The sequence below is a fragment of the Paracoccus sp. R12_2 genome (assembly GCF_017744015.1).
In the GTDB taxonomy this organism is placed as follows: Bacteria; Pseudomonadota; Alphaproteobacteria; order Rhodobacterales; family Rhodobacteraceae; genus Paracoccus.
The window spans coordinates 105866-121155 of record NZ_JAGHRA010000013.1 but is presented as its reverse complement, the minus strand read 5'-3'; the positions used below and the strand labels follow the sequence as shown (position 1 = coordinate 121155).

16 protein-coding genes are annotated in these 15290 nt (G+C 64.9%); 11 read left to right on the top strand and 5 right to left on the bottom strand.

What is annotated here, in order from left to right; translation table 11 throughout:
* Both J7359_RS14995 and J7359_RS14990 read left to right on the top strand, forming a co-directional pair.
* Positions 1–219, top strand: a 219-nt coding sequence (locus J7359_RS14995; RefSeq protein WP_209057819.1) for a hypothetical protein, incomplete at its 5' end; no start/stop codon positions are given.
* 35 nt (positions 220–254) lie between these two features.
* Positions 255–1043: a hypothetical protein gene (locus J7359_RS14990; protein WP_209057817.1), complete on the top strand. Its 789-nt coding sequence runs from the start codon at positions 255–257 to the stop codon at positions 1041–1043.
* Positions 1044–1498: 455 nt separating this feature from the next.
* Here the strand turns inward: J7359_RS14990 and J7359_RS14985 are convergent, their stop codons facing one another.
* Together J7359_RS14985 and J7359_RS14980 are read right to left on the bottom strand one after the other, a co-directional pair.
* Entirely contained in the window at positions 1499–2287 is a 789-nt protein-coding gene (locus J7359_RS14985) for an inositol monophosphatase family protein (RefSeq protein ID WP_209057815.1), read from the bottom strand.
* Between the two features lie 99 nt (positions 2288–2386).
* Positions 2387–3292, bottom strand: coding sequence for a LysR family transcriptional regulator (locus tag J7359_RS14980; RefSeq protein WP_209057813.1), 906 nt, complete (start codon positions 3290–3292; stop codon positions 2387–2389).
* 88 nt (positions 3293–3380) lie between these two features.
* Here J7359_RS14980 and metF point away from each other — a divergent pair, with 88 nt between their 5' ends.
* Positions 3381–4259: a methylenetetrahydrofolate reductase [NAD(P)H] gene (gene metF, locus J7359_RS14975; protein ID WP_209057811.1), complete on the top strand. Its 879-nt coding sequence runs from the start codon at positions 3381–3383 to the stop codon at positions 4257–4259.
* A gap of 41 nt (positions 4260–4300) precedes the next feature.
* On the opposite strand, the gene J7359_RS14970 is transcribed toward metF, so the two are convergent.
* Positions 4301–5479: a DUF2235 domain-containing protein gene (locus J7359_RS14970; RefSeq protein WP_209057809.1), complete on the bottom strand. Its 1179-nt coding sequence runs from the start codon at positions 5477–5479 to the stop codon at positions 4301–4303.
* Between the two features lie 34 nt (positions 5480–5513).
* A complete protein-coding gene (locus J7359_RS14965; protein WP_209057806.1) occupies positions 5514–6668 on the bottom strand; it encodes a type III PLP-dependent enzyme in 1155 nt (384 codons plus the stop codon).
* 178 nt (positions 6669–6846) lie between these two features.
* On the opposite strand from J7359_RS14965, the gene J7359_RS14960 reads away from it, so the two are divergent.
* Positions 6847–7278 carry an Lrp/AsnC family transcriptional regulator gene (locus J7359_RS14960; RefSeq protein WP_209057805.1) on the top strand — a complete coding sequence of 144 codons (432 nt, stop codon included), beginning with the start codon at positions 6847–6849 and terminating at the stop codon, positions 7276–7278.
* 15 nt (positions 7279–7293) lie between these two features.
* Here J7359_RS14960 and J7359_RS14955 read toward each other — a convergent pair whose 3' ends face one another.
* Positions 7294–7944, bottom strand: coding sequence for a winged helix-turn-helix transcriptional regulator (locus J7359_RS14955; RefSeq protein WP_209057803.1), 651 nt, complete (start codon positions 7942–7944; stop codon positions 7294–7296).
* A gap of 75 nt (positions 7945–8019) precedes the next feature.
* Between J7359_RS14955 and J7359_RS14950 the strand changes: the two genes are divergently transcribed.
* The 7 genes from J7359_RS14950 to J7359_RS14920 are packed head-to-tail and all read left to right on the top strand — an operon-like array spanning position 8020 to position 15238.
* Positions 8020–8736 (top strand): DUF1428 domain-containing protein, encoded by a 717-nt coding sequence (locus J7359_RS14950; protein ID WP_209057801.1) that lies wholly within the window; start codon positions 8020–8022, stop codon positions 8734–8736.
* Positions 8737–8748: 12 nt separating this feature from the next.
* Positions 8749–9543: a VOC family protein gene (locus tag J7359_RS14945; protein ID WP_247740432.1), complete on the top strand. Its 795-nt coding sequence runs from the start codon at positions 8749–8751 to the stop codon at positions 9541–9543.
* Positions 9540–10196 (top strand): glutathione S-transferase family protein, encoded by a 657-nt coding sequence (locus tag J7359_RS14940; protein ID WP_209057800.1) that lies wholly within the window; start codon positions 9540–9542, stop codon positions 10194–10196. The genes J7359_RS14945 and J7359_RS14940 overlap by 4 nt, the downstream gene beginning before the upstream one ends.
* Positions 10193–11074: an alpha/beta fold hydrolase gene (locus tag J7359_RS14935; RefSeq protein WP_209057798.1), complete on the top strand. Its 882-nt coding sequence runs from the start codon at positions 10193–10195 to the stop codon at positions 11072–11074. Before J7359_RS14940 ends, J7359_RS14935 begins: the two co-directional genes overlap by 4 nt.
* 1 nt (position 11075) lies before the next feature.
* Positions 11076–11423: a hypothetical protein gene (locus J7359_RS14930; protein ID WP_209057796.1), complete on the top strand. Its 348-nt coding sequence runs from the start codon at positions 11076–11078 to the stop codon at positions 11421–11423.
* On the top strand, positions 11420–12088 hold the full coding sequence (locus tag J7359_RS14925; protein ID WP_209057795.1) for a glutathione S-transferase family protein: 669 nt from the start codon (positions 11420–11422) through the stop codon (positions 12086–12088). The genes J7359_RS14930 and J7359_RS14925 overlap by 4 nt, the downstream gene beginning before the upstream one ends.
* A gap of 60 nt (positions 12089–12148) precedes the next feature.
* Positions 12149–15238: a valine--tRNA ligase gene (locus tag J7359_RS14920; RefSeq protein WP_209057794.1), complete on the top strand. Its 3090-nt coding sequence runs from the start codon at positions 12149–12151 to the stop codon at positions 15236–15238.
* Positions 15239–15290: the final 52 nt, after the last annotated feature.

The window sequence follows — 15290 nt, the reverse complement described above, 5'->3', positions numbered from 1 at the left end:
CTCCATCTGGCGCAGCACACCCATGATCTGGGCTTCTGTGTATCGTGTCTTCTTCATCGGAATCTCCTCAGTCATCCTGCCGAGAAAATTCTACTTCCGCATCCCGTTAAGATCGGGGGGGATTACCAGGCGAGCACAATCCAGACGCGATCCTGTCCTGCAATGCTCCGTCTTCATGCCAATTGGGAATACGATATGATCTGGGTGCTGTGCGCGTGATGGTCAACGAGCCGGAACAGAGATACATCACTAGTATGACCGACCCGGTCATCAATCTGAAAACGAACGATACTGATACCGTTGACGTGTCCTGGCCCAACGCACGTTTCGCCCAACGAAACATCGGTCGCTATACCAAGAACCAGAACGATCCTTCCGATGATCGGTTGTTCCTCTCTAAAATCGACATGTATGAGCCGTTCGTGACCTACCGTGGCGGTAGCGTTGCTCTGCAACGCTCATTTGAAAACCTGCCAATAGGCTTACTTGCGCACCCGATCAGCCTGCGTTTCGATTGGCCAGCAAGCTTGGATGAAGCTTCATCCTGCAGCCGCGGGTCAGAAAAAATGACCCTCGCGGACTGTGGCTTGGATGCCGGCGATATTTACGACCGCCAAACCTTTCTATGTCCTCTTGGTGATGATGGCGATGCCTGTCGCAACAATCTAGCGTCTCAATCTAGCATTTTAGATTCGACGCTTGATATGATGGAACAAGTGAACGGATCGTTTGTCAGCGCGCCAACGAACGACATGAACCTGCTGCTGCAGACACTGCTCTATCGCATGACGATCGGCGGCAGCCACCCGCCATTGCCCGACAGCCCCGAGAACCGAACCCTGTATCGGCAGGTGCAGCGTGACTACGCGATCATTCTTGATCAGCCTGAAGCTGCCGCTGATCGAGAAAACCGCGAAGCCCTGCGTGCGGCTCTGTCCCGCCAACCACATCTCTACCGTCCGATGAGGGCGGAACCAGAGATGCGCAAGGCCTTATGGGATCGTTTCCAAGCGCAACTCGAGGCGATCGGGTTTTCTCGGTGAAGCCCTGTCGTCAAGCCCACTATGTCGCGATAACTAACTTGCGTGAGTGCTCTTCGCACCTTCCGCCGGTCGTATTTGGTGCTGAAGATGCCCGCCGGCTTGGCAGTGGCGAAATGTGCCTTCTGCCCTGCATTGGATCAGTTCCTCAAAATCCTCCTTTTGCTTCCGCAACGAATATCTCACTTGGCGTACGTGCCCTCGCGCCGCATCATGAAGGCCAATCGCAAGAAGGTATCCAATTGCCCCTTGGCCAATGGCAGCTATGCGCAGTTCCTTCCCGTTTATTCACCTCGCAGCGTCAGGCTGAATGGGGCTCGCAGTGCCCCTTCGCCGCACCCCGACCCAATGTCCGCAGTCTCAGTCCGCTTACACGAAGGTTCCGACCGTCTTCCAGCATCCCTGGCGATTTTCGCTGCGCATGGATGATCAAACTGGCGTCGACCGGCACCCGGCGATCAGTCGCGGCTGCGGATGATCTTGGCGAAGGAATCGAACAGTTGCGGATTCGCGGCGATCATGCGGCCCGATTCCAGCGGATCGTCGCCGTCGCGGATACCCTCGACGAAACCGCCCGCCTCGCGCACCAGCAGGATGCCCGCCGCGACGTCCCATGGCTGGTTGCCGCGTTCCCAGTACCCGTCATAGCGCCCGGCCGCGACCCAGGCCAGATCCAGCGAGGCCGCGCCAAGGCGCCGGACCCCGGCCGTCAGCGGCATCAGCCGGGCCAGGTCCTGCAACGCGGCAGGCAGCGGGCCGCGGCCTGCAAAGGGAATGCCGGTTGCGAACAGCGACTCGTCCAGCCGCCTGCGTCCGGACACCCGCAGGCGCTGATCGTTCATGTATGCGCCGCCGCCCTTTTCGGCCATGAACAATTCGTCCTTGGCGGCATCGAAGACGACCGCGGCGACGATCTCGCCCTTGTGTTCCAGCCCGATGCTGACCGCCCAGTGAGGCAGGCCGTGCAGGAAGTTGGTGGTGCCGTCCAGCGGGTCGACGATCCAGCGCCGGGTCGGATCCTCGCCCGGCTCTTCCCCGGTTTCCTCGCCCAGCCAGCCATAGTTCGGGCGGGCACCGCGCAGGTCTTCCTTGATGATCCGTTCGGCCTCGCGGTCGGCGCGGGTGACGAAATCGCCAGCGCCCTTGACGCTGACCTGAAGGTTCTCGACCTCGCGGAAGTCCTTGACCAGCGCGCGTCCGGCCTTGCGCGCGGCCTTGATCATGATGTTGAGATTGGCGCTGGCCATCGCAGACTCCGAAACTGTGGGTTGGCGGCGTCATAGGGCCTGGCGCGGCGAAAGCCAAGCGGGGCGCGGATGCGGGGCCGCCGTTTGCGCGCGCGATCGTCAGCCGCGCAACAGCCGGGGCGGTTCCGTCCGCGACAATCGCAGCACATGCGCCATGTAGGGCTGGGTCAGGTCGGTTTCGCGCAGCGCCGCGTAAAGACGCCGCATGACGCCCCCCTGCCCCAACGGCAGCATGGCCAGTTCCGGGTTTCCGGCCTCGCGGCGCAGCACCCAGTCGGGCATCACCGCGACACCCCGCCCCGATGCGACCAGCATCAGCGCGACCGCGGTCAGTTCCACGCTGCGTTGCGCTGCGGGCTCGACGCCGGCGGGGATCAGGAACTGGCTGAACACGTCCAGCCGCGCACGGTCCATCGGATAGGTGATCAGCGTCTCGGCAGCCAGGTCCTGCGGCTCGGCATAGCCCTTGGCGACCAGCGGATGCGCCGCGGGCACCACCAGCGTCGGGGCATAGTCGAACAGCGGCTGATAGATCACCCCCGGCACGTCCTCGGGGTCCGAGGAAATGACCAGATCGACCTCTTCGCGCGCCAGCGCGGGCAGCGCCCCGAAGGCGAGGCGCTGCCGGATATCGACATCGACATCGGGCCAGGCCCGGCGAAAGATGTCCAGAACCGGCAACAGCCAGTCGAAGCAGGCGTGACATTCCATCGCGATATGCAGCCGCCCGATCCGGCCTGCCTCGACGCCCTTGAACTCGGCCTCGGTCGCGGCGACCAGCGGCAGCACCTGTTCGGCCAGCCGCAACAGCCGCATCCCCGCCGCCGACAGCCGCATCGGCTTGGCACGCCGCACGAACAACTCGACCCCGGCCTGTTCCTCAAGCGCCTTGATCTGATGCGACAGGGCCGACTGGGTGATATGCAGCATGTCGGCGGCGCGGGCCAGCCCGCCCTCGTGGTGGATCGCGCGGACGGTCCGCAGGTGACGCAGTTCCAGGTTCATGTGAGCCGTTTTCAAGTTGATCTTGAAGATTATGAATTTGTCTCACGGCGCCCGTCATGGCACAAGGCCCGAAAGGAAAGGAATCGTCATGTCCCGCCAGACCCCGAAGATCAGCTTCGAGTTTTTCCCGCCGAAGACGCTGGATGCCTCGTTCCGTCTGTGGGAAACCGCGCGTGCGCTGGCTCCCCTTGCGCCCGATTTCGTGTCCGTCACCTATGGCGCGGGCGGCACGACGCGCAAGCTGACGCACGAGGCGGTGACGACGATCAACCGCCATTACGGCCTGAACGTCGCCGCCCACCTGACCTGCGTCGAGGCGACCCGCGACGAGACCATGGGAATCGTGCAGTCCTATGCCGATGCCGGCATCCGCGAAATCGTGGCCCTGCGCGGCGATGCGCCCAAGGGTCAGGACCGGTTCACCGCCCATGACGGCGGCTTCGCCAATTCGATCGAACTGATCGAGGCGATCCGCGCACGCGGCGACATGACCATCCGGGTCGGCGCCTATCCCGAACCGCATCCCGACAGCACCGGCAACGATGCCGACGTGGCGTGGCTGAAACGCAAGATCGACGCCGGCGCGACCAGCGCGATCACGCAGTTCTTCTTTGAGCCTGAAACCTTTTTCCGTTTTCGCGACAAATGCGAAAAGGCCGGCATCGACGCCCCGGTCATTCCGGGCATCCTGCCGATTCAGGGCTGGGCGGGCGCGCGGCGTTTCGCGCAAAGCTGCGGCACGCAGATCCCGCAATGGGCCGAGGACGGGTTTGCCGAGGCAATGCGTCAGGGCGGCGATGCCGAACGCAGCCTGGCCACCCGGATCTGCGTCGATCTGTGCCAGAAGCTGATCGACGGCGGCGTGGACCGCCTGCATTTCTATACCCTGAACCGGCCCGACATGACCCGCGACGTCTGTGCCGCGCTGGGCATCCGTCCGTCGCGCGCACTTGGCGAGGTCGCCTGACCGCCGGATCCTGTTTTCGTCGTCAGACCGGCGTGACCGGTTCAGGCCCGCCCTACTTCGGTGCCATGCCGTTCGGATGCTGGAACAGCCGCGGGATCCTCGTCGATATCCGGTCGCACCGCCTGTCCGCCGCCCTGTGCCCCGCGCCGCCGGAACGGCAGCAGGCGGCGCTTGCGGGCGGCGGCGGGGGCCAGATGACCGACCAGCAGCGCAGGCCCGTCATAGGCCTCGGGCGACAGGCTGGGATGCAGCGATTCGGTGGGATGACGACCCGCGGTGCGCGGCGCGCGGGCCAGGAACAGCTTGCCCCAGAAACGCCAGCTTCCGATCGACGGCGCCTCCGGGTCGCAATCCAGCCCCTCGCGCCACCCGGCGGGCAACGGCAATCCGGCGGTCTCGGCGTTTTCCAGCATCCAGACCAGCGGAATATTGGCCAGCGGACGCGCGGATTCGAACCCGCGCAGCTGGCCGCCGATATCGGAATGCGCGCCACGGAACCACATCTGTTCGATCCTGTCGGCCTGACAATCGTCATCCCACAGGATCGGCGCAAAGGCCGCCCGCGTCTCGTTCAGCGCCAGCGCCTGAAACCCGTGTTCGACGCCGCTGGTCAGATGCGCGTCATGAAACCGGAAACGCGGCTCTGACAGCATCCACAGGATCGGCAGGCGCACACCCAGCGCCATCACCGTGTCGAAACAGCCCAGCATCCGGATCGCCACATCGGGCTGGCAGCGCCGCTGGCGGAACTGTTCCAGATAGCGGGGCGAACCGCCGCCACGATAATAGGTCCAAGCGGTGCGGATATGCCGTTCGGTGGCGGATTCGGCATGCAGCAAACCGACCCGACCGATCATTCCCGCAAGGCTGCGCACCGCAAATGCACCGCGCGAATATCCCAGCAGAAAGATTAGATCGCCGGGACGATAGCCCGAGGCAAGCCATCCGTAGGCATCGACGATGCGCCGTTCCAGGATCCGGCCCATCAGCAGTTCCGGCAGCGTGCGCCAACGGTTCCATTGCTGGCCCATCCCGTAATGCAGACGCAGGCGCGGACGCGTCGTGCCGCCGTCCTCCTGCGTGCCCATCGGTGCCTGCCGCGCAACATCACGCAGCAGATGGTGGATTCGCCCGATCGAACTGCGACGGCCATCCGCCAACGAGGCGAACGTGCCGTCCATCAGCACCACATGGATCGTCTTCGGGCGAATCGTTGACATCACCCAAGGCTAGCACGGCACGCTGAGGAAATGGTTAGCGCAGCGACATCACGGTTGCGTTGGTCAGTTCCCCGAATCCGTTGAAGCGGGTATTCGTCACCGTGGAATAGGCGCCAGCCCCGTGGAAGATGACATAATCGCCCTCGGCGATGTTCTCGGGCAGGCTGAGCTCGCCAGGCAGGCGGTCCACCGAATCACAGGTCGGCCCGAACACGACCCTGCCCGCCGCCGCGCCGTCGCGCGGGCGGCCCTGCGGGTCCAGCACCTCGATCCGGTCCAGATTGCCGACGATCGGCATTTCCGCCAGACCGCCATAGACGCCGTCATTCAGGAACACGCTGCCGCCGTCGCGTACACCCTTCACACGGGTGATCAGCGAGAACGCGTCGGCGCACATGCCGCGCCCCGGCTCGCACACCAGCGCGGGCGCGTCATCGCCGAACGCCTCGGCCACCGTGTCGCCGATCTCGGTGAAGATCGAGGTCAGGTCCGGCTCGACCCCGCTGACGCGATGCGACGGAAAGCCGCCGCCGACATTCAGTCTTTTCGCACGCACCTCTGCGCTGTCGCAAATCTCGCGCGCCACGCTGATATAGCTTTCCCAGGCGATCGGATCGACGCATTGGGTGCCCGGATGGAAGGTCAGCGACGGAACATAGCCGCGATCGGCCACCAGCCGCAGCAGTTCGGCCGCCAGTTCCGGCGTCGCGCCGAACTTCGATCCGAAATCATAGACCGCGCCCAGCACCGGCAGCTTGAAGCGCGGCGAGATTTCGACCCCTTGCCCGCCGATCTGCGTCGGGACCATTTCGAACAGCTTCTCCAGCTCGCTGCGGCTGTCCACCGACCACGACGTGACGCCCGCCTGCACGGCATGAGCGATCTCGGATCTGGCGCGGACGGGGTTGTGGTAGTGCCGGGCGGCCTGCGGCGCCATGCGGCCGATCAGGTCGATCTCGAAGGGCGAGGCGACGTCGAACCCGGTCACGCCCGCGGCCAGCAGGTTCTGGATCACGGCCTCGCCGGGATTGGACTTCACGGCATAGGTCACAAGTCCCGGAAACCCGTCCAGAAACCGCCGCGCCGTGTCCTGCAGGACGGTCGGGGCAAGGACCATCACCGGGTTCTCGGGCTGAGTTTGACGGATCATTTCGGCCGGATTGTCCCAGACGGTCTTGTGATGTCCCATTGCGGTCCTTTCGCGCGTGCAGGTTCGTTTTGGCCGGATCGGCAGAAGCGGCCTTCTCAACCCAGAATGACGCTTTTGGTTTCCGATTTCACCGATGAAAAGGATGGAATCGCCATTCTGTCCGGTTAATATGCCGAAACCGATGACGATTTGACGAAACTGCCGGGGACCAAGCGCCGTGGACGAACTGGACCGCAACATCCTGACCCAACTTGCCCAGGATGCCCGCATGTCGGTCGCCGTCCTGGCGCGGCGGCTGAAGGTCGCGCGCTCGACGGTGCAGGCGCGGCTGGAACGGCTGGAAGGCTCGGGCGCGATCGCGGGCTATACGCTGCGCCTGGGCGAGGCGGTCCGCGCCAGCCGGATCCGCGCGACGGTGATGCTGGTGATCGAACCGCGCAGCCTGCCCGGCATCCTGGCGCGGCTGAAGACGCTGCCGCAGGTCGAACGGATCCACACCACCAGCGGCCGGGTCGATCTGCTGCTGCAGCTTGCGACCTCGTCGACAGCCGAACTGGACGATCTTCTGGACCGGATCGGCGCGCTGGACGGGGTGCGGTCGTCGGAAAGCCTGATCCATCTGTCAACCAAGCTGGACCGTGCCGTTTAGCCCCCTCGCCCACCGCTAGCGCAGCCGGAACAGATCCACGAAATCCTGCGCCGCCACCCGATCACCAGCCAGCGCGACAACGCCGGACGCCACCAGTTCGGCCAGCGGCGTCGCGCCATAGACCGCCCGCGCCAGCGTGTTGCCGCTGCCTTCCAGCACGAAATCGGCGTCGTTCCGGCGCACCGCCTCGGGCCGGGCCACCCCGTCGCCCTGCAGCCGCATGACGAAACGATCCGACCCCGCCTGAAACCCGCCGACCGCCACCCGGCCCCGCGCGGCCGTTGTGTCGATCATCGCCGTCATCGACAGCATCAGCGCCGTCGGGCTGATGAAACGGCGCGGATCATGGCCGGGATGCAGCGCGCCCCATCGGCACATCGCCTGCAGCACCGGCAGCAGCGCCTGCCCCGCGGCGGTCAGCGAATACACTCCCAGATCCGGGTCATGGTCCACCACATCCGCCGCGCGCAGCTGCGTCAGCCGCTGGGTCAGCACCGCCGCCGTGATCCCCGGCAACCCGGCGCGGATGGCCTGAAACCGCCGCGGCGTCAGCATCAGTTCGCGCACCACAAGCAGCGCCCAGCGGTCGCCGATCACGTTCAGCGCGTGGGCGGCAAGACAGCCTTCGTCATATCGGATGCGCGTGGAGTCGCCAGTCTTGGTCATTTATTAATACTAATGGTTGCTTTTAAATACTGCAAGCGCCATGCTGCGATTCGGATAAACCGATGGGAGGCCCAGATGACCTATTACTCCGGCTTCGTCGCCGCCGTTCCGACCGCCAACAAGCAGGCCTATATCGACCACGCGCGCGCATCCTGGCCGATGTTCAAGAAGCGTGGCGCGCGGCGCATGGTGGAATGCTGGGCCGAGGACGTGCCCCGCGGCAAGCACACCGATTTCTACCGCGCCACGCAGGCAACCGATGACGAGACGCCGGTCTTCTCGTGGATCGAATGGCCCGACCGCGCCACCTGCGACGCAGCGTGGCAGTCGATCATGGAAGATCCGGACATGCAGCAGATGGGCGACATGCCCTTCGACGGCAAGCGGCTGTTCTGGGGCGGGTTCGCACCGATCGTGGAAGAGGGCGAAAGCCGGCCCGGCAGCTATGTCCAGGGCTTCGTGCTGGCCGTGCCGTCGGGCAACAAGCAGCCCTATATCGACATGGCGAAAAGCGCGACCGAGATGTTTCAGGGCTATGGCGCGACCCATCAGATCGAATGCTGGGGCGAGGATGTGCCCCACGGCACGCAGACCGATTTCTACCGCGCCGCCGACGCAAAACCGGACGAGGTTCCGATCTTCTCGTGGATCGAATGGCCCGACCGCGCCACCTGCGACGACGCGGCCCGCAAGATGGAGGCCGACATGAAGGACATGGAATTTCCCGACATGCCTTTTGACGGCAAGCGGATGTTCTGGGGCGGCTTCACCCAGATCCTGGATCAAAGCTGAGGGCGGATGGACATGGTGAAGATACATGGACGCCCGGTCTGGTACGAACTGGCCAGCCGCCCTGACGACCGCGCCGCGGCCGAGGATTTCTATGCCGCGCTGTTGGGATGGACGATCGCGGATTCCGGGATGGAAGGGTTTGACTATCATCTCGCGACATCCGGACAGGAGATGGTCGCGGGCATGATGCCGATGCCCGACGACACGCCCGACATGCCGCCGTTCTGGATGATCTATTTCGGTGTCGATGACGCCGACAAGGCGGTGCAGGACGCGACCGGCGCCGGGGCAAGGGTTCACCGTCCGCCCGCCGACGTTCCCGGCACCGGCCGCTTTGCGCTGCTGGCCGACCCGCAAGGCGCCGCGTTCGGCATCCTCGAACCGCTGCCCATGCAGGGTGAGGGTCAGGGTCACGGCCATGCATTCGATCAGGCAAAGGCCGGGCATGGCAACTGGCATGAATTGATGACCAGCGATCCGGACGCTGGGTTGAAATTCTATGCCCGCCTGTTCGGCTGGTCGAAATCCACCGCCGTGCCGATGGGCGACATGGGAACCTATCAACTGTTCGCCCATGACGGCGCCGATATCGGCGGCATCCAGGGTCAGGGCAACGCGCCCTTCCCGCTGTGGCTGCCCTATTTCGGCCATGACGGCATCAACGAGGCGGTGTCCCGCATCGCCGAACTTGGCGGCACCGTCATCCACGGCCCGCAAGAGGTGCCCGGAGGCGCCTTCATCGCCATCGCACAGGACCGGCAGGGCGCGCATTTCGCCGTCGTCGGCCCGAAGGAGAAAAGCCAATGAACCCGACACAAGTCGTTCTGACGACCTATGACTGGGTACCCGACATGCCGCGCGGCCATGTCCGCGACATCCGCATCCGCTGGCTGCTCGAAGAGATCGGCCGCCCTTACCGGGTCGAGACGGTGCCGCTGCGCGACAAGACGGCCGCGCATTTCACGCGCCAGCCCTTCGGGCAGGTGCCGATGATCCAGGACGGCGACCTGTCGCTGTTCGAATCCGGCGCGATCCTGCTGCATCTGGCGCGGGGCACCGATCTGCTGCCCTCCGGCGATGACGGCGCGCGCGTCATGCAATGGGTGATCGCCGCGCTGAACAGCATCGAGACATTCTCGATCCCGTGGCTAGTCGCACGATTCATGGATCAGAACGAGGCCGCCGCCGCACGGCAGGAAGAATTGCTGCGCCCCAGACTGTCACAGGTGCAGGACGCGCTGCAGGATCGTGACTGGCTGGTGGGCGACAGGTTTACCGTGGCCGACCTCTTGATGGCCGAGATCCTGCGTATTCCAGCCGGGGCCGGTCTGCTGGACGACCTGCCGCGTCTGGCCGGGTATCTGGAACGCGCGACATCGCGGCCCGCCTTCACCAACGCACTGGCCGATCACATGGCGCATTGGCAGGCAGCCGATCAGACACAATCCGCCCCGGCATGATGCCGGGACGAGGTCTGGCGGCAATTGCGCTGACCCTCTGCGCGGTGGCGGCGTCGCTCGTCTTCACCGCCACCGCTGCGATGGCCGAGACGGTGACGGTCGATGGGCACCGGGTCTGGTATCGCGTCGACGGCGATCCCGCATCGGCGCCCGCCCCTATCCTGCTGCTGCATGGCGGGATGATGAACACCGATCTGTCCTGGTCCGACATGATCCCCCGCCTGTCGCAGGGCCGCGCCGTGATCGGCATCGACCAGCAAGGGCATGGCCACACCGCCGACCGCCCGACGCCGATCACGCTGGCCTCGATGCGCGCCGATACGCTGGCGGTGATGGATGCGCTGCAGATCGACCGGGCGCATGTCGTGGGATTCTCGCTTGGCGGCATGCTGGGTCTGGACATGGCGGTGAACGCGCCGGACCGGGTTGCCTCGCTCAGCATCATCTCGGCCGGCCAGAACGGTGACGGCTTTTTGCCCGAACTGGTCCTGATGAACCGCGACCTCAGCCATGTCCCCTCGCCCGATCTGGTGCCGCTGCTGCCGTCGCCCAAGGATTTCCTGGACATGCGGCGTGGATATCAGGACCAGAACCCCGACGGGTCCGGGGCCATGGTGCCGGTGATGCACAAGCTGGGTGCGCTGCTGAACTCCGACTGGGGGTTCAGCGACGACCAGATCGCCGCGATCGGGGTGCCGGTCATGGTGCTGATCGGCGATCGCGACTTCATCCGGCCCGCCCACGCCGTCCACATGGCCGAAACCATCCCGGGCGCCTGGCTGACAGTGCTGCCCGACAGCACGCATCTTGGGGTTCTCGACCGTCCCGAACTGCCGGACCTGGTTCTGGACCTGATCGCATCCGCGGAAGGAGACTGACATGATCAACCCCGGCAGGAACATCGCCATCAAGGTTCCGACGCATCAATGGCAGGAGACGGTCGAATTCTATCGCGACCGTGTCGGCCTGCCCGTCGCCCGAACGGTGCAGGACAGCGTCGGTTTCGCCTTCGGCACGCTGACCTTGTGGATCGACCGCGTGCCGCATCAAAGCCGCTCGGATGTCTGGCTGGAACTGTTCAGCGACGACCCGGACGCGGCTCTGGACCGGCTGCAAGGCCCGACCCGCGACGAACTGGAACCGCTGGACGGCGTGACGGGGCATTGGACATCCGACCCGTGCGGCGTCGTGCTGCTGGTCCGCCAACCACGAAAGGACGAGACATGAGCCTGACATTCTTCGGCCACCCGCTGTCCAGCTATTGCCACAAGGTGCTGATCGCGCTTTACGAACTGGACGCCGAATTCACCTATCGCCAGATCGACCCGTCATCGCAGGCGGACCGCGACCTGATGGCCACGCTGACGCCGATGGGCAAGATGCCCGCGCTGCGCGATGACGCGGCGGGGATGACGCTGGCGGAAACCTCGATCATCATCGAATGGCTGGACCGGCATCACCCCGGCCCCGCCCCCTTGCTGCCACGCGACGCCGACGCGGCACTGACGGCGCGGCAATGGGACCGGTTCTTCGACATCCACGTGATGAACACCGCCCAGCCGATCGTCGATGCGCGGCTGTTCATGGCCGATGGCGCGGTCGATGTGGTCGCCCCCTGGGCACACAGCCAGCTTGACCGCGCCTATGCCGCCGCCGACCGGCAGCTTGCCGGCCGCGACTGGATCGGCGGCGATTTCGGCATGGCCGACTGCGCCGCCACGCCGGCGCTGTTCTATGCGGGGATCCTGCACCCGTTCGACGCGCACCCGAACCTGTCGGCCTATTTCGAACGCCTGCTGACACGGCCATCGGTCGCGCGGGTGCTGGCGGACGCCAAGCCGTTCCTGCACTGGTTCCCGTTTGCAGATCTGATACCGGCGCGGTTTCGCTGACACTTGGCCTTTGCCCCTGCTTTCGCTAATCCATCCCCCAAGTGAAGGGGATCTGCCGCGATGAGCATGGACAAGAGTTTTGACGCACGGGCCGCCGAGGCCCGGATCAGCGCCGAATGGGAACGCACGAACGCCTTCGCCGCCGGGGCGAATGCCTCGCGCAGCGAGACTTTCACGGTGATGATCCCGCCGCCCAACGTGACGGGCAGCCTGCATATCGGCCACGCCTTCAACAACACGCTGCAGGACATCCTGGTCCGCTGGCACCGCATGCGCGGCTTCGACACGCTGTGGCAGCCGGGTCAGGACCACGCGGGCATCGCCACGCAGATGGTCGTCGAACGGCGGATGGCGGAACGGCAGGAACCCGGACGGCGCCAGATCGGGCGCGATGCCTTTGTCGAAAAGATCTGGGCCTGGAAACAGGAATCCGGCGACACGATCATCAATCAGCTGAAGCGTCTTGGCGCCTCCTGCGACTGGTCGCGCAACGCATTCACCATGTCCGGCGCCCCCGGCGCGCCCGCGGGCGAGGAAGGCAATTTCCACGACGCCGTGATCCGCGTCTTCGTGGATCTGTATGACAAGGGCATCATCTATCGCGGCAAGCGGCTGGTGAACTGGGACCCGCATTTCGAGACCGCGATCAGCGATCTGGAAGTCGAGAACCGCGAGGTTCCCGGCCATATGTGGCATTTCAAATACCCGCTGGCGGACGGCGAGACATATGAATATGTCGAACGCGACGAAGACGGCCGCGTCACCCTGCGCGAGACGCGCGACTATATCGCCATCGCCACGACCCGCCCCGAAACCATGCTGGGCGACGGCGCGGTGGCGGTTCACCCGGATGACGCCCGCTACGCGCCCATCGTCGGCAAACTGTGCGAGATTCCGGTCGGCCCAAAGGAACACCGCCGCCTGATCCCGATCATCACCGACGACTACCCCGATCCCGATTTCGGCTCGGGCGCGGTCAAGATCACCGGCGCGCATGATTTCAACGATTACGGCGTCGCCACCCGCAACGGCATTCCGCTGTATGCGCTGATGGACACCAAGGGCGCGATGCGCGCCGACGGCCTGTCCTATTCCGAAAGCGCCGAAATCGCGGCGCGTGCCGCGCGCGGCGAGGATGTGGGCGATGTCAGCAACGTCAACCTGGTCCCCGAAGACCTGCGCGGGCTTGATCGTTACGAGGCCCGCCAGCGGGTCATCGACCAGATCACCGCCGAAAAACTGGCCGTCACCTATCTGCACAAGGAAATCGAGCCCGAAACCGGCGCCGAGCATCTGGAAAAGCGCCCGCTCGTCGACAACAAGCCGATCATGCAGCCTTTTGGCGACCGTTCGGGCGTCGTGATCGAACCGATGCTGACCGATCAGTGGTTCGTGGACACCCAGCGCATCGTCGGCCCCGCGCTGGATGCCGTCCGCGACGGCCGCACGCAGATCCTGCCGGAACAGCACAAGAAGGTCTATTTCAACTGGCTGGAAAATATCGAGCCCTGGACCATCAGCCGCCAGTTGTGGTGGGGGCATCAGATCCCGGTCTGGTATGGTCTGGATCTGCGCCCCCAGAACTTCACCGATGACGAAGGCGACGGCGCGCTGGACGAGATCGAACTGTTCGGCCTTCTGGTCGATGGTCTGGTCCATGCCGGTCACCGCCAGCATTGCGCCGCGGATTTCGACGCGGTCCGCAAGAAGTTCGTGGACGATATCGCGGGCCTGCCGCAGCCGCTGGAAATCAGCCGCGTGGTCGAGGTCGCGGATCGCGAGGCCGCCATCGACATGCTGTCGCAAAGCCTGGCCGACTATAACCTGTCGCAGGACCCGACCCATCTGGTCTATCCGGTCTGGCGCGATCCCGACGTTCTGGACACCTGGTTTTCCTCGGGCCTGTGGCCCATCGGCACGCTGGGCTGGCCGGACAAGACGCCCGAGATGGAAAGATATTTCCCCACCGACGTTCTGGTGACCGGGTTCGACATCATCTTCTTCTGGGTCGCCCGGATGATGATGATGCAGCTCGAGGTGATGGACGACGTGCCCTTCCACACCGTCTATGTCCACGGGCTGGTGCGCGACGAAAAGGGCGCCAAGATGTCGAAGTCGAAAGGCAATGTCATCGACCCGCTGACCCTGATCGACGAATACGGCGCCGACGCCATGCGCTTTACCCTGACCAGCATGGCGGCGATGGGCCGCGATCCCAAGCTGGGCCCGAAACATGTCGAGGCGAACCGCAACTTCGTCACCAAGATCTGGAACGCGACGCGCTTTGCCGAAATGAACGGCGTGCGCGGCGGCGGCGCGCGGCCCCAGCCACAGCATACCGTCAACCGCTGGATCATCGGCGAGGTGGCGCGCATCCGCATGGCAACCGATGCCGCGCTGGAAACCTATCGTTTCAACGATGCAGCGTCCGGACTTTACGCTTTTGTCTGGGGCAAGGTCTGCGACTGGTATGTGGAATTCGCCAAGCCGCTGTTCGACAGCGATCATGCCCAGGAAACCCACGCGACGATGGGCTGGGTTCTGGACCAGTGCTATCTGATGCTGCACCCGATCATGCCCTTCGTCACCGAAGAACTCTGGGCGCTGACCGGGGACCGCTCGGGGATGCTGGTCCATGGCGACTGGCCCGACTGCGGCGCCGATCTGATCGACGCCGACGCGGATCGGCGGATGAACTGGGTCATCGCGCTGATCGAGGCGCTGCGCTCGGCCCGTGCCCAGATGGGCGTGCCCGCCGGTGCGCGGCTGGACCTGATCGTGACCGAGGCCGATGCAGACGCGCGCGCGGCGCTGGCCGCCAATGCGCCGCTGATCGAACGGCTGGCGCGGGTCAATGCGCCCGTCGACGGCGTGGCGGGCAAGGGCATGATCGCCGTGGCCGCGCAAGGCGCCAGCTTTGCGCTGCCGATCGGTGACGTGATCGACGTTCAGGCCGAAACCGCCCGGCTGCGCAAGTCGCTGGCGAAATCCGAAAAGGATGCCCAGGGGCTGCGCAAGCGTCTCGAAAATCCGAAATTCGTGCAGAACGCCGAACCCGAGGTGATCGAGGAAACCCGCGACAAGCTGGTCGCGCTGGACGACGACATCGCCCGCCTGAACGCGGCGCTGGCGCAGCTGGCGGCGATGTAGCACCGCGCGGGGTCGCGGCACCGGCCAGCGCCGGTGTTGCGCCGTTTGGCAA

Bases quoted from the DNA above. Each gene is read 5' to 3' on its own strand.
- J7359_RS14930 (WP_209057796.1), top strand. From the start codon at position 11,076: ATGATCAACCCCGGCAGGAACATCGCCATCAAGGTTCCGACGCATCAA.
- J7359_RS14925 (WP_209057795.1), top strand. From the start codon at position 11,420: ATGAGCCTGACATTCTTCGGCCACCCGCTGTCCAGCTATTGCCACAAG.
- metF (WP_209057811.1), top strand. From the start codon at position 3,381: ATGTCCCGCCAGACCCCGAAGATCAGCTTCGAGTTTTTCCCGCCGAAG.
- J7359_RS14940 (WP_209057800.1), top strand. From the start codon at position 9,540: ATGAACCCGACACAAGTCGTTCTGACGACCTATGACTGGGTACCCGAC.
- J7359_RS14920 (WP_209057794.1), top strand. From the start codon at position 12,149: ATGAGCATGGACAAGAGTTTTGACGCACGGGCCGCCGAGGCCCGGATC.
- J7359_RS14965 (WP_209057806.1), bottom strand. From the start codon at position 6,668: ATGGGACATCACAAGACCGTCTGGGACAATCCGGCCGAAATGATCCGT.
- J7359_RS14980 (WP_209057813.1), bottom strand. From the start codon at position 3,292: ATGAACCTGGAACTGCGTCACCTGCGGACCGTCCGCGCGATCCACCAC.
- J7359_RS14950 (WP_209057801.1), top strand. From the start codon at position 8,020: ATGACCTATTACTCCGGCTTCGTCGCCGCCGTTCCGACCGCCAACAAG.
- J7359_RS14935 (WP_209057798.1), top strand. From the start codon at position 10,193: ATGATGCCGGGACGAGGTCTGGCGGCAATTGCGCTGACCCTCTGCGCG.
- J7359_RS14970 (WP_209057809.1), bottom strand. From the start codon at position 5,479: ATGTCAACGATTCGCCCGAAGACGATCCATGTGGTGCTGATGGACGGC.
- J7359_RS14990 (WP_209057817.1), top strand. From the start codon at position 255: ATGACCGACCCGGTCATCAATCTGAAAACGAACGATACTGATACCGTT.
- J7359_RS14945 (WP_247740432.1), top strand. From the start codon at position 8,749: ATGGTGAAGATACATGGACGCCCGGTCTGGTACGAACTGGCCAGCCGC.
- J7359_RS14985 (WP_209057815.1), bottom strand. From the start codon at position 2,287: ATGGCCAGCGCCAATCTCAACATCATGATCAAGGCCGCGCGCAAGGCC.
- J7359_RS14955 (WP_209057803.1), bottom strand. From the start codon at position 7,944: ATGACCAAGACTGGCGACTCCACGCGCATCCGATATGACGAAGGCTGT.